The 12,714-nt window shown below is 56.2% G+C and carries 13 protein-coding genes; 5 read left to right on the top strand and 8 right to left on the bottom strand.

What is annotated here, in order from left to right:
• Nucleotides 1-722: Bax inhibitor-1 family protein (locus ACILQA_RS01495; RefSeq protein WP_395628090.1), on the top strand; the 722-nt coding region annotated here is incomplete at its 5' end.
• Nucleotides 723-987: 265 nt separating this feature from the next.
• Complete coding sequence (locus ACILQA_RS01490; protein WP_395628089.1) at nt 988-1,569, top strand: hypothetical protein; 582 nt, start codon at nt 988-990, stop codon at nt 1,567-1,569.
• Between the two features lie 48 nt (nt 1,570-1,617).
• On the opposite strand, the gene ACILQA_RS01485 is transcribed toward ACILQA_RS01490, so the two are convergent.
• The gene (locus tag ACILQA_RS01485) at nt 1,618-2,046 is read right to left on the bottom strand and encodes a CBS domain-containing protein (RefSeq protein ID WP_395628088.1); all 429 of its coding nucleotides are present in this window, start codon (nt 2,044-2,046) and stop codon (nt 1,618-1,620) included.
• A 63-nt stretch (nt 2,047-2,109) separates the two neighbouring features.
• Between ACILQA_RS01485 and ACILQA_RS01480 the strand changes: the two genes are divergently transcribed.
• Nucleotides 2,110-2,403: a hypothetical protein gene (locus ACILQA_RS01480; protein WP_183941794.1), complete on the top strand. Its 294-nt coding sequence runs from the start codon at nt 2,110-2,112 to the stop codon at nt 2,401-2,403.
• Nucleotides 2,400-2,795, top strand: a complete 396-nt coding sequence (locus tag ACILQA_RS01475; protein ID WP_183941793.1) for an acyl-CoA thioesterase — start codon at nt 2,400-2,402, stop codon at nt 2,793-2,795. The genes ACILQA_RS01480 and ACILQA_RS01475 overlap by 4 nt, the downstream gene beginning before the upstream one ends.
• Nucleotides 2,796-2,839: 44 nt before the next feature.
• On the opposite strand, the gene ACILQA_RS01470 is transcribed toward ACILQA_RS01475, so the two are convergent.
• Both ACILQA_RS01470 and prmC read right to left on the bottom strand, forming a co-directional pair.
• Entirely contained in the window at nt 2,840-3,553 is a 714-nt protein-coding gene (locus tag ACILQA_RS01470) for a DUF4167 domain-containing protein (protein ID WP_395628087.1), read from the bottom strand.
• A 170-nt stretch (nt 3,554-3,723) separates the two neighbouring features.
• Nucleotides 3,724-4,593 (bottom strand): peptide chain release factor N(5)-glutamine methyltransferase, encoded by an 870-nt coding sequence (gene prmC, locus ACILQA_RS01465; protein ID WP_395628086.1) that lies wholly within the window; start codon nt 4,591-4,593, stop codon nt 3,724-3,726.
• A 149-nt stretch (nt 4,594-4,742) separates the two neighbouring features.
• On the opposite strand from prmC, the gene ACILQA_RS01460 reads away from it, so the two are divergent.
• Nucleotides 4,743-5,336 carry a fasciclin domain-containing protein gene (locus ACILQA_RS01460; protein WP_395628085.1) on the top strand — a complete coding sequence of 198 codons (594 nt, stop codon included), beginning with the start codon at nt 4,743-4,745 and terminating at the stop codon, nt 5,334-5,336.
• A gap of 116 nt (nt 5,337-5,452) precedes the next feature.
• Here the strand turns inward: ACILQA_RS01460 and ACILQA_RS01455 are convergent, their stop codons facing one another.
• From ACILQA_RS01455 to uvrA, 5 genes are all read right to left on the bottom strand, one after another.
• Nucleotides 5,453-5,773 carry a hypothetical protein gene (locus ACILQA_RS01455; RefSeq protein WP_395628084.1) on the bottom strand — a complete coding sequence of 107 codons (321 nt, stop codon included), beginning with the start codon at nt 5,771-5,773 and terminating at the stop codon, nt 5,453-5,455.
• A 100-nt stretch (nt 5,774-5,873) separates the two neighbouring features.
• Nucleotides 5,874-7,454: an alkaline phosphatase gene (locus tag ACILQA_RS01450; RefSeq protein WP_395628083.1), complete on the bottom strand. Its 1,581-nt coding sequence runs from the start codon at nt 7,452-7,454 to the stop codon at nt 5,874-5,876.
• Between the two features lie 132 nt (nt 7,455-7,586).
• On the bottom strand, nt 7,587-8,594 hold the full coding sequence (locus ACILQA_RS01445) for a DUF2806 domain-containing protein (protein ID WP_395628082.1): 1,008 nt from the start codon (nt 8,592-8,594) through the stop codon (nt 7,587-7,589).
• Between the two features lie 43 nt (nt 8,595-8,637).
• On the bottom strand, nt 8,638-9,150 hold the full coding sequence (locus ACILQA_RS01440; RefSeq protein WP_395628081.1) for a hypothetical protein: 513 nt from the start codon (nt 9,148-9,150) through the stop codon (nt 8,638-8,640).
• Nucleotides 9,151-9,569: 419 nt separating this feature from the next.
• On the bottom strand, nt 9,570-12,533 hold the full coding sequence (gene uvrA, locus ACILQA_RS01435; RefSeq protein WP_395628080.1) for an excinuclease ABC subunit UvrA: 2,964 nt from the start codon (nt 12,531-12,533) through the stop codon (nt 9,570-9,572).
• Nucleotides 12,534-12,714 lie beyond the last annotated feature (181 nt).

Here is a 12,714-nt window from a genome sequence, read left to right as displayed (position 1 = left end):
GGGTAACCGGGACCCAGTCAAGTCTTGCAGGTGTAGGTACACGCGCCGGCGATGTCACTTTTGACGCTGGTCTGCGTTCGCACATGCTCAAGGTTTATAACTATATGGCGTCAGGCGTCTTGCTGACGGGCATCGTTGCGATGCTGTTTGCACAGACCGAACTGGCACGAAATCTGATGGTGAACCCAAGCCTGATGAGCTGGGTAATCATTTTATCGCCACTGGTCGTCGTAATGGCGATGAGCTTTGGCCAAGGTAAATTTTCTGCTGCCACGCTTCAGGCTATGTTCTGGGGTTTTGCGGTATTGATGGGCCTGTCACTGGCACGCATCTTCATGATGTTTACCGGTGAGTCCATCGCGCAGACTTTCTTTGCAACGTCAGCGGCTTTCGCTGGACTGAGCCTGTGGGCTTACACAACAAAGAAAGACATCAGTGGCTGGGGAAGCTTCCTTGTAATGGGTATGGTCGGCTTGATTGTTGCGTCGATCGTCAACATCTTCCTCGGCTCCGACACTTTGGGTTGGGTTATCAGCTGCGCAGGTGTGCTCATCTTCGCTGGTCTGACCGCTTATGATACGCAACGTATCAAAAGCGAATATTTCTACCTTCAGGGTACAGAAATGATCGGTAAGGCCGCGGTCATGGGCGCACTGACGCTGTATCTGGACTTCATCAACATGTTCCAGTTTTTGCTGAGCTTCCTCGGTAACCGCGAATAAGTCATCGGCTGTTCACCTTGAACGCCACAATATGGCCCGGTGGGAAACCACTGGGCCATTTTCTTTGGGATTTGGTCGAACAGGGCTTTTCATTCGAACGAAAATCCTGTTGGAATCAGGAATAGCAAATCGGAGAGAGCAAATGCGTCGGGGCATAAAGAATCTAGCTGCCATCATCATGGTGACTGCGGTTGCAGCTTGCGCCCCAGCTCCAGTAAAAGTCGTACCTACACCCATTCCACTTCCTGCGCCGCCGCCGCCCGCTATGCCTTTGCCACCGGGTGGCGCGGCGCTGTCGATGACGATCCCGCCGGTCGGGCTTGATGGCATTCGCGTAACGCCCAACCGTGGTTTAAGCCGTGATGAACAAATCTGGCATTTTCGGTCCGCTTTGAACGTCGCGGCATTGAATTGCCAAGGGCCTATATGGGGTCAAATCGCGACCGAGTATAACAAGTTCATCGTCATTCATAAGGCGATCTTGTCGAAAACCAGCAAAGCGGTCGACCGGGAATATGTCGCCCGTTATCCTGGACAAAATGGTCTGCGGGTTCGCGATACGCGTATGACCGATTTGTATAACTATTTCGCTTTGCCGCCCGTTCGTGCCCAATATTGTGACATGGCGCTGCGCAAGCTGACCGAGGCCAATACCGTCCCCACAGGTGCATTGCCCGAATATGCAATTGGCGGCCTCGCCGATATTGATCGCGTGTTTGTCAATTTTTACGATGCATATGTGAAATATGAACGCGATCTTGCCGACTGGAATATGAAGTACGCGCCGAAGCCGGTTTATGCCCCAATTCCGGTAGGACCAACAACGTCGCCTGCCAATCCCGGATAATTATCGGATTAACCGGTGAGGGCAGCCTGGACCTTGCGCAAGTGATGGTCAGGCCATGCTGATATAATCGCGCATTGCGGCGGCCTCGGCCTCAATTTTGTCGATACGGTGCTTCACCAAATCGCCAATGGAGACAAAGCCGACAAGGTCATCGCCCTGGATTACCGGAAGGTGACGAATGCGCCGTTTCGTCATCAGCGATAAAGCCGACAGGATTGGCGTATCGGGCGAAACGGTGATGGCTGGTCCCGTCATTGTTTCCGCAACCGTCTTTGTCAGGAAAGCGGAGCCATGGCGCGCGACACCGTAGACAATATCGCGTTCGGAAAAAATGCCGACAACGGCTTTGCCATCGACAACGGGCAGGGCACCAATCCGGTTTTCGGCAAGTCGCGCGACCACATCACCGACACTTTCGTGCGGCGCAGCGGTGAACACATTGCCGGGATGGTTGGCCAATATCGCAGAAATCGTCATCGACTCTCTCCCTATGTCCTTGCCCCTGATGGAACTTATAGCATAAGGCGACCTTATCAAGCTATGACTCGCCCTTCCCGCCTCGATGATCCTGAATATGCCAACTTCGCATGGCGCCGCTATTGGCGGCTCATGCGGTGGATGTTTGGCGTGACATTGATTGTGACCGTGGGTGCCCTCGGGACATTCTGGTGGCAGAACGGGATGGTCTCCATTCACTTCTTCATCGCCACGGCCGGTGCAATAACCGGGGCAATCATGCTGACCGCCGCACTGATGGGTCTTGTTTTCCTGTCCAGCGGGTCGGGCCATGATGAATCCATCGATGACCCTTTTGAAGATGAAGCCGACCGGTGACCGAGGCTGTTCGCAACCTTCCAAAACGGAATGACCCGGTTTTGCGGGTTGTTCCGGGCCCCGCCGATATCAACGCCAATGGCCATATCTTTGGCGGTTGGGTATTGGGGATGATGGATCAGGCCGGCGGTATCTTGGCTGGACGGATTGCCCAAGGCGCGTGTGCAACAGTGGCTATTGAGAAGATGGAATTCATCGCGCCGATTTTATTGCGCGACATTATCTCCGTCTATGCAACGCTCGAGCGGCGCGGCCGCACATCCATGGGCATCCGTGTCGAAGTTATCGCGACCCGTGCGCGTGGCCAACAAGAGGTCAAAGTGACCGAAGGTCTGTTTACTTTTGTTGCCCTAGATGACGATCACAAGCCACGGGCACTGCCCGAAAGCTAGAGGTTATCGCGCCGTTTGTGCGCGATCAACAGCAGAACGACTGATTATTCCGCCGCTGCAGCTTCATCATCACCCGCTGGCTTAACGCGGCGGGCGCGTGGTTTGCGTGCTGGCCTCTCCATATCCGCGTCACTGTCGTCCGAAGAAATAGCGATGGACGGCGGCAATACGGCGAGATCAAGACCTGCGGGTGCATCGTCTTTTTCTTCGCTGTGGTGACGGCGTGGGCCGCGATTTGCGGACCGGTTATTGTCGGAACGATCATTACGGTCGTTGCGTTCCGGGCGACGTGGACGGCTTTCGCGCTGTTGCTCGCGTGGCGCGCGCTCTTCGGTATCGCCATCATCTTGCGAAACGGAATCGGCGTCCATTCCATCGGAAGAACCTTGTTCGTCATAACTCTGCGAGCGATCATCATTTTGCCAATCGTCGCGGTCTTCACGATTATCTTCGCGGGGACGACGTTCGCCTTGCTGTTCCTGACGCGTTTCTTGACGGCCGCGGAAATCGGCGAGTACGCGGAAATAATGGTCGGCAAATTGCAGGTGATATTCGGCGTTTACGCGGTCACCGTTAAACTGCGCATCTTGCGCTAGCTTTTTGTATTTTTCCAGCATCTGCGCTGCGTTGCCGCGCGCACGATTGTCGATCTGGTTCTGATAGTCGAAACCGCTGCGGTTGTTATTTTGCTGGCGATTATTGTTGTTGCGACCGCGGCGACGATTGTTGTTCTGCTGCTGCCTGTTGTTGATATTCATCAGGGCTGACCCGTCCTCTTTTAGCATTTTAACATTGCAGGAAGCCCCAAAACCCAGTCTTTGGGTTACGCCAAGGTCGACCGAGACCTTGAAAAAATTTCCAACTGCGCTGGGGGCGGCTTCGCGCTAATCTCCGCAATTTACGGGTTTTGCTGCGATGCTTTTTAGCGTTAGCGGTTCGGTTGCGCGATTCCAAGCGAAAAGCGCAAGACGCGTGGATTGCCGGAAAGGTCGTGGGTTAATTCGGAAGCGAACCCAGCTTCGGTGCCCAATTTTGCGACGGATTTTGACTGGTTGAATCCGATTTCAAAGACCGCGATTCCGGTGGTTTTTAGCAGTTTTTTGAGGGTTTTTAGAAGTATGCGATAGTCGCGCAGACCGTCGGGTCCGGCGAAGAGGGCGCTGTGGGGTTCGTGGCGGGCGACCATGGGCGCAAGCGGTGTTGCGTCCTCAATATACGGCGGGTTGCACATGATGAGGTCGAATTGCCCTAAACCGTCGGCCCACCCGTCCAAAGTCCAATCGCGCTGTTCAAAGTATGCGCGCCCGTCCAGTCCAAGCCGCGCCGCGTTGCCCGATGCGACCGCGAGAGCCGCCGCGCTGGCATCAATGCCCACAGCTTGCGCGTCCCCAAACACCGACAAAGCCGCCAGCAACAACGCGCCCGACCCCGTGCCAAGGTCCAAGATCCGCGCAGGCGCATCCCGCCCCGCAAAACCCGCAATCGCCACCTCAATCACCGTTTCGCTGTCCGCACGGGGGATCAGCACATCGGGCGTCACATGCAGGTCAAGGTCCCAAAACGCCTGCATTCCCGTGATATAGGCCACCGGCTCATCCGCCACCCGCCGCGCGAGCAACGCCGCAAAGGCAGGGGGCACAGCAAGATCATGCATCCGCAACAACATCGCCGACCGGTCTATGCCCAAGGCATGCGCCATCAACAGTTCGGCGTCCAGACGCGGGGTCGCGCTGACAGGCGTCAGGGCATAGGTCGCATCGCGCAGCGTTGAGGCCAGATTAGGGGCAGGTCCATCCATACCCCGCCCGTAAACCCAAGCCGCCCGAAAGCAAAGCGGTCCCGCGCGCGTACTTCGGCGCGCCGCTATTTTTTTCACCGCACACGCAACCATCTGGCGACTTTGCACGTTATTGCCAACTGAAGCGTTCATTTGGAAGGAATCGCAGTATGAAGATTTTGAAAAGCACGTTGATTTCGGGCCTGTCCGCACTGGCATTGGCCGCGTGCTCGGGCAGCGACACCAGCGATACCGTGGCGACCGATACCGAAGTGGTGCAGGACGACGCGATGATATCCGACGGAACCCAAGCGACCACCGACAAGAATATTGTCGCGCTTGCGCAAGGCAACCCACAGGCATCGACTTTGGTCACGGCCGTCACCGCCGCCGGACTTGCCGAAACATTGTCGGGCAGCGGCCCGTTCACCCTATTCGCGCCATCCAATGCCGCATTTGCCAAGGTCGACAAGGCAACGCTCGACGGCCTGTTAAAGCCGGAAAGCAAGGCGAAGCTTGCGGCGCTGCTGAAATATCATGTCGTCGCCGGCAATGTGAAGGCGGCTGATCTCGCGAAGTTGATCGCAGACGGCAACGGCACTGCAGCCGTCACGACGTTGAACGGCGGCACGTTGAAAGCCAGAATGAACGGCGACAAGATTGTCCTGACCGATGCCAAGGGCGGCAAATCGACCGTAACCAGCGCGGATATGGCTGCGTCAAACGGCACGGTCCACATGGTCGACACCGTCGTCATGCCATAAGATTTCGGGTCGCATACGCAACCTGAAAGCCAGTCCTCAAATTCCCCCTAGCAGGTGAAGAGGACAAAATTGACCCCGTCCGGATCCCTCCCCCGGGCGGGGTCTTTATATGCGCTTCATCCTGCGGCGGGATTGACCGTCACGGGCCCAAGCTCTTTCAAGCAGGCCTGCAATTTGGCCATGCCTTCGGACGGGCTGGGCGGATTGGCGGCAAGGTCGGACATGCTTTTGCCATCCATCACCTTGTCGGCGGCACAACCGCAGACCTGACTGACGTCGACCCCAATGCCTTCGGGAATTTGTTCGCTGGCGGCGGTGGTGCAGGTGGCGACGATGGATTCGCGCACGCTGACCTTAACCGTGTCGTTCAACGCGCTGCCTTCGCCGCACGCGGCCAGCGCGAGCGACAGAACAGCGACTGATAATATCCGTTTCATGGCTTTTCCTTTGTCCAGAAACCCCCGAACAGCAGATGTGGGCAGCGCGCGTTGCTTTACAAGCGCGCACCCATATAAAACCGCCTTATTTAAAACCGCCTTATTTGAAACCAAGGGCCGCGCGCATGATCTGGAATATCGTGTGCTGTTCAATCGTGCCCTTGAACAAATGCGCCTTTGGCCCGGCGGCGCGGGCGACGACATCTTCGCCGCTGTGCGTTTCGGAACCGGTGGGGATCAACGCCTGTTGCCGATAATTCAGCGCCTGCGTATCTTCTTTCAACGGGTCGGTGCGGGGCAATGTCGTGACCGCGCCGGGGCCGTTGATATAGCCCAAGGTTGTGTATCCCTTGCCATCAAAGGCTAGGGTCGATTTACCTTTCTGGTCGACCACGGGGCCAAGGATAGGGTTACCGCGTTCGGGATATCCCGCCATGGTAAATGTGTGGCTATGGTCCGATGTGACGACGATCAACGTGTCGCGCAGGTCGACAGTGTCCATCGCCGCTTTCAAGGCATCATTCAGCGCCACGGTGTCCTGCAACGCGCGATAGGCGTTGCCGCCATGATGGCCATGGTCAATCTTGCCCGCTTCGACCATCAGGACATAGCCCTTGCGGTTTTTGGACAGCATCGCGATCGCCTTCGTCGTCATTTCGGCGAGCGAGGGTTCTTTTGATCCGCTCGCGGTGCGGTCGGCGTCAAATTGCATATGCGATTGTTCGAACAGGCCAAGCAGCTTGTCGGTCTTTTTCGCGTCCACCGCGGCAAAGCCTTCGCTGTTCCAGACATAGGCACTTTTGGGGTTGGCGGCCTGCCAGCTGGCGATCAGGTCCTTGCCATCGGCGCGCTTGCCCTTTTTGGTCGGATATTCGGGGTCAGCCGCGGTGTTGGGCATGAAATGTTGGCGTCCACCGCCCAGCATGACTTCAAAACCATCGCCATGCGGCCATTCGACCATTTGGCGGGCAATGTCGGTGCAGCCTTCGGCCTTCGCCGCGGCGGGCATATTCGCATCCACTTCCCAATCGCGTTGCGCGACATGGGCGTAGGTCGATGCGGGCGTGGCGTGGGTGATGGTCGCGGTGGAGACAATGCCGGTGGCATATCCCTTGTCCTCGGCCATTTCGAACAATGATTTGACCTTATAGGGTTCGGTCGCCTTGCAATTGTCCTCCACCGCTTGCGGGCCAACGCCCAGAACGCCGTTCAGTGTTTTGACGCCGGAGATCATGGCAGTGGCGGTCGGCGCGCTGTCGGGCACTTGGCCATCATGCGAGTAAGTTTTGACCAAGGCGGTGTGCGGCAGGCGGTCCATTTGCGCGACATAGGATTCGCCGTCGACGCCCTTTTGCTGCCCTTCAAAAATGCGGGCGGCGGTCAGGGTGGTGATGCTCATGCCGTCGCCGATGAAGATGATAACATTGCGCGCCTTGCGGTTGTTGGGCGTATCCGCCTCCAACCGTGCCAGCTCGGCTGCGCCAGCCTTTAAATAAGCCTCGCTGGTGGTCAGCGGCGGCGTGCCAATGGGCCGCGCAGGGGGCAGGGGCGCCGCCGCCGTCGCAGCTGCCGGATCCGGCGTCGCCGCATATTGCGCGATAACCGGCGCGCCGATCAGACAGGACGCCAACGCCAAAGACACAGGCAGGCCAGCGGACACAAAGGGCGACACTTTACGCATTTTACTCTCCAAAAATGTTTCAGGCCCACACATCGCAGACGATGATGACCGGCGCAAGACAGTGGGGGTTTATGGGGGGCGATTTTGGCGAGGGGGGGGGCGGTATATTATCGTAATTTTGGGCGTAATTCGTTACGTGCCCCGCACAAAAAGGACTTCTGACTCAAAAAAGCGAATTCCATTAATCTCAGGTTCGAAAGTTCCTAATTGAATTTCGTCAACAGATTGCTTTTCAAGTATCTTCGCTAACGTCCGTAGCGACGTGGTTTCATCTTTTACAGCCAACAGCGAGAACACTTCGATGCCCAATCTTGTCAGCGGCATTGCTTTAACATTGAACTTCGTTCCCACTGGCCCTTTGCACACTATAGCATGCTTTCCGTTCTCCTGAAAAAAGCATCCCTCAGGTCCTATAGTGAATGATCTGTTTGGCGATTTACCTGCAGCGCCTTCGATCAGACCTAATCGGGCCAAATCGATAGCGATCATGAACGGCTTGTTTTCCATCCAGAAATTAGAATGAGGAATGAAGTCGGTCACAATGTATTCTGCTGCAAACTCGCAATTCTGCGCCGTTTCTTTATCGAGCTCTGCCATAAAGCGCAGTGTATGTCGGGAGAAACGGCCAGGTGAGTTTATTTCACCTGCCAGCACTCTGCCCCAAAGCTGTTGAAGATTCTCTGACGATGCATCCTCTGCATACCGCACAAATTGGTTAAACCAGTCTTCATCAACTGCCTCTTGCGGATCAGTTTGCTCCTTTTGTGTTTGCTCGCTGGGACTCGGAAACGCTTTCAGTTCTTCGACAGTATGAACTGCTACTCCAGCCGCGTTAATTTGCTTCCTTCCTGCTTCTTTCATCATGTCGAATAGCAGCGCGTCAGCAGCACTTGGTATCCCCATTAACTTTCTCTCCGCAAGTTCTGCTTTCGCGACCAGCAGGCGTTCCTCTATCTGAGTTTTCACTCGTATTTTGCTAGCCACGCCTTCTGCAAACGCGGTAGGAATGTCTGCTAGACTGCCTAAAAGCCGGTCCATCGCAGCAACTGCGCGGCTCTTGACTTGAACCGAGACACCGTTTTCCGCCAACTTTCCTGCAATGACGATTTCACGGCTGAGGATGTCATTATTATCGCTCATCGAGAATTCTTCCTTGAATTACGGTGACAGTGCACTTGATTTCCTAATTCATCCCAAGATTCTTCCGCTGACGCGGAGTGAGGGATGTGATTTCTTGAAAAGTTAAACCTGTATCTTTAAAAACGTCAACACCAGTAATTTCATAATATACAAACCCATTTTTCATTTTTTTTCCTAATGTACCTTCGAAAATATACGCTTTATTGCCAGCGTCAGGTAACGGGAGATGAGTAATAAAATTTGATGATAATGGCTTGTTTAGATAACCGTTCTTAGCAAGTTCACCGTTGTCTCCCGAAACACTTACTGCATTTAGATAGTTCAGAAAGGCCGTTCCCTTAGGGTATGCACTATCAACAACATCACATGTGCGAGAAATAAAGTAAGGAATATGACTTTCGTCTTGGTTCGTGAGAACCATGATAGCACTAAAGTTTCCACTCTCATTTTTCCAACATTTATCAACGCTAAAATATTCATCAGGCGAAACAGCCCGCAATTTATTCGATCCTGCCGAACAGCCAAATAGAAAAATGACTAATATGATTCTGAACATTAAAATGGGATTACGGTGACAGTGCACTTAATTGCTCCTCCGTCGTGGGCCCCGCTTTTGTGCACGAGGGTTACAGCGAAAAAATTAATTGTCAATTTTTGTTAACAAAAGCAACTGGTTCATGGATGTGAGGCCTTTTCCAACCACGATCTCTATCTTCGTCATGCTGAACTTGGTTCAGCATCTTACTTTTTGTCGGCGGTCGGAATTAAGATCCTGAAACAAGTTCAGGATGACGGGTAGTGGTGTCGGGATGACGGGTTGGTGTCAGGAGGACGGTGGGGTTAGAAATTCTCTGCGTTCTCTGCGCCTCTGCGTGAATCACTTAGCTCGCGCGGGGGCCACCCCTAACCCAATGGAGCCTCTCGGACCAGTCCGGGGGCCCACCCCTAGCCCCTCCCGCCTGCGGGAGGGGAAACTTAGCTTGCCTTTTCCAACATCGGTTTCAAATAATGCCCCGTGTAGCTCGCGGCGACCTTTACCACATCCTCCGGCGTGCCTTCGGCGACGATCTCGCCGCCTTTAACGCCGCCTTCGGGGCCGAGGTCGATGATCCAGTCCGCGGTCTTGATGACGTCGAGATTATGTTCGATGACCACCACGCTGTTGCCCTGTTCCACCAAACGGTGGAGCACTTCGAGGAGTTTGCGGACATCTTCAAAATGCAGGCCGGTGGTGGGCTCGTCCAGGATGTAGAGCGTCTGGCCGGTGGAACGGCGGCTGAGTTCCTTGGCGAGTTTGACGCGTTGCGCTTCGCCGCCGGATAATGTCGTCGCCTGTTGCCCGACCTTGACATAACCAAGCCCAACCTCCGCCAGCATGGCCATTTTGTCGCGGATCGGGGGGACGGCCTTGAACACCTCCACCGCGTCCTCCACCGTCATGTCGAGCACGTCGGCGATGGATAAGCCCTTCCATTTGACCTCCAGCGTTTCGCGGTTGTAGCGTTTGCCGTTGCATTCCTCGCACGTCACATAGACGTCGGGCAGGAAGTGCATTTCGATCTTGATCAGGCCATCGCCGCTGCACGTTTCGCAGCGCCCGCCCTTGACATTGAAGCTGAAACGCCCCGGCTTGTACCCGCGCGCGGCGCTTTCGGGCAATTGGGCGAACCAGTCGCGGATGTTGGTGAACGCGCCGGTATAGGTCGCGGGGTTCGAACGCGGGGTGCGGCCAATGGGGGATTGGTCGATGTCGATCACCTTGTCGCAATGTTCAAGGCCGGTGACCTTGTCATGCGCGCCCGCGATGACGCGCGCGCCATTCAGGCTGCGGGCTGCAGAGGCATACAGCGTGTCGATGGTGAAGCTTGACTTGCCGGAGCCCGATACGCCGGTGATGCAGGTGAATGTGCCCAGCGGGATGCTGGCGGTGACATTCTTTAGGTTGTTGGCGCGGGCATTGTGGACGGTCAGCTTCTTCTTATTGCCCTTGCGCCGGGTCTTGGGCACCGCAATCTCACGCGTGCCATTCAGATACGCGGCGGTCAGGCTGTCTTTCGACTTCAGGATTTGTTTCAACGTGCCTTCGGCCATGACGGTGCCGCCATGGACGCCCGCGCCGGGGCCAAGATCGACCACCCAGTCGGCGGTGCGGATCGCGTCTTCGTCATGCTCAACCACGATGACGGTGTTGCCCAAATCGCGCAGGCGGCGCAGCGTGGCGAGCAGGCGGTCATTGTCTTTCTGGTGCAAGCCGATGCTGGGCTCATCCAGCACATAGAGCACGCCCGACAGGCCGGAGCCGATTTGGCTGGCGAGGCGGATGCGCTGGCTCTCCCCGCCGGATAATGTCCCTGACGTCCGGTCGAGGTTGAGATAATCAAGCCCGACATTGTTGAGGAAGCCCAACCGTTCGTTGATTTCCTTCAGGATCGCTTTGGCAATTTGCTGCTGCTGGTTGGTTAGCGTTTGGTCGACGCTGCCGAACCATTCGAGCGCGTCGCCCACGCTCATCTTCGTCGGGGTGGCGATGTCGACGCCCGCGATTTTGACGCTGAGCGCTTCGGGCTTGAGGCGCGCGCCGTGGCAGGTTTCGCACGGTTGTGAGGTCTGGTACTTGGACAGCTCCTCGCGCATCCACGCGCTGTCGGTTTGCAACAAGCGGCGGTTGAGATTGCCGATGACGCCCTCAAACGCCTTGCGCACCGTATATTCCTTGCGCCCGTCCTTAAACGTCAGCTCCACCGCCATGCCGCCGGTGCCGTGCAGGATGATCAGCTTCTGTTCGGGGAGCAGATCCTCCCACGCGGTATCGAGGTTAAACCCATAAGCCTTCGCCAGGCTGGACAGCACTTGCATATAATAGGGGCTGGGCGGGTTTGATTTCGCCCAAGGCACAATCGCGCCTTTCTTCAACGACAGATGCTCGTTCGGCACCACCAGTTGCGGGTCAAACTCCTGCCGCTCGCCAAGGCCATCGCAATCGGGACACGCGCCTTGCGGGGCGTTGAACGAGAACAGACGCGGCGCGATTTCGGCGATGGTAAAGCCGCTGACGGGGCAGGCGAATTTCTCGGAAAAGACGATGCGGTTCGCGGGCAGGCCCGTGCCCTTCATCGCGCCGCCGGTGACGTTGGTGGCGGGTGTGAACGTCGCGCGCGCTTCGCCAAAGGCGCTAGGCACGCTGTCGGCATTGCCCGTCTGCAATTCCGCCACCGTGGTGTCGGCCAAGTCCACAAAGGCCAAGCCATCGGCCAGCTTCAATGCTGCTTCAAAGCTTTCGGCCAAACGCTGTTGGATGCCGTCCTTGACGACGATACGGTCAACGACGACCTCAATGTCATGCTTATATTTCTTGTCGAGCGCGGGCGCGTCTTCGATGGCGTACATTTCGCCGTCGATGCGCACGCGGGTGTAGCCCGAACGCTGCCACTCGGCGAGTTCCTTGCGATATTCGCCCTTGCGGCCTTGCACCACGGGGGCAAGCAGGAACGCGCGCGTGCCCTCTGGCAAGGCCATCACGCGGTCGACCATCTGGCTGACCGTTTGCGCGGTAATCGGCAGGCCCGTCGCGGGCGAATACGGCACGCCGACGCGCGCCCATAACAGCCGCATATAATCGTAAATCTCGGTCACCGTCGCGACGGTCGAGCGCGGGTTGCGCGACGTCGTCTTCTGCTCAATGGAGATCGCGGGCGACAGGCCCTCAATATGTTCGACATCGGGCTTTTGCATCATTTCCAGAAACTGGCGCGCATAAGCCGACAGCGATTCGACATAACGCCGCTGCCCTTCGGCATAGATGGTGTCGAACGCGAGGCTGGATTTGCCCGAACCGGAAAGCCCGGTGATGACGATCAGCTTATCGCGTGGAAGGTCGATATCGACGCCCTTGAGATTATGCTCGCGCGCACCGCGCACCTTAATATGGGTGAGTGACATGAATTAGCTTGTTCCAGATTTGTTCTAAAAGCGCAAGTGCGCGAGTCTCATTCTGGAATGGGCCGAAGATTAACCAAATTCAAGGCAGGTTTTTACCTCATCTTGCATGCGCATAACACGCGCGGGCGAAGAGGGCCCCGCAATGTTTTGATAGAGTTTAACCGCTGGATTAACTTTCCAC

The organism is Sphingorhabdus sp. (assembly GCF_044239005.1).
Lineage (GTDB): Bacteria > Pseudomonadota > Alphaproteobacteria > Sphingomonadales > Sphingomonadaceae > Sphingorhabdus_B.
This window is presented reverse-complemented; position numbering and strand designations above follow the sequence as displayed.

Coding starts and splice junctions, on each gene's coding strand:
- ACILQA_RS01490 (WP_395628089.1), top strand. CDS start 988: ATGCCTTTGCCACCGGGTGGCGCGGCGCTGTCGATGACGATCCCGCCG.
- ACILQA_RS01485 (WP_395628088.1), bottom strand. CDS start 2,046: ATGACGATTTCTGCGATATTGGCCAACCATCCCGGCAATGTGTTCACC.
- ACILQA_RS01480 (WP_183941794.1), top strand. CDS start 2,110: ATGACTCGCCCTTCCCGCCTCGATGATCCTGAATATGCCAACTTCGCA.
- ACILQA_RS01470 (WP_395628087.1), bottom strand. CDS start 3,553: ATGAATATCAACAACAGGCAGCAGCAGAACAACAATCGTCGCCGCGGT.
- prmC (WP_395628086.1), bottom strand. CDS start 4,593: ATGGATGGACCTGCCCCTAATCTGGCCTCAACGCTGCGCGATGCGACC.
- ACILQA_RS01460 (WP_395628085.1), top strand. CDS start 4,743: ATGAAGATTTTGAAAAGCACGTTGATTTCGGGCCTGTCCGCACTGGCA.
- ACILQA_RS01455 (WP_395628084.1), bottom strand. CDS start 5,773: ATGAAACGGATATTATCAGTCGCTGTTCTGTCGCTCGCGCTGGCCGCG.
- ACILQA_RS01450 (WP_395628083.1), bottom strand. CDS start 7,454: ATGCGTAAAGTGTCGCCCTTTGTGTCCGCTGGCCTGCCTGTGTCTTTG.
- ACILQA_RS01445 (WP_395628082.1), bottom strand. CDS start 8,594: ATGAGCGATAATAATGACATCCTCAGCCGTGAAATCGTCATTGCAGGA.
- ACILQA_RS01440 (WP_395628081.1), bottom strand. CDS start 9,150: ATGTTCAGAATCATATTAGTCATTTTTCTATTTGGCTGTTCGGCAGGA.
- uvrA (WP_395628080.1), bottom strand. CDS start 12,533: ATGTCACTCACCCATATTAAGGTGCGCGGTGCGCGCGAGCATAATCTC.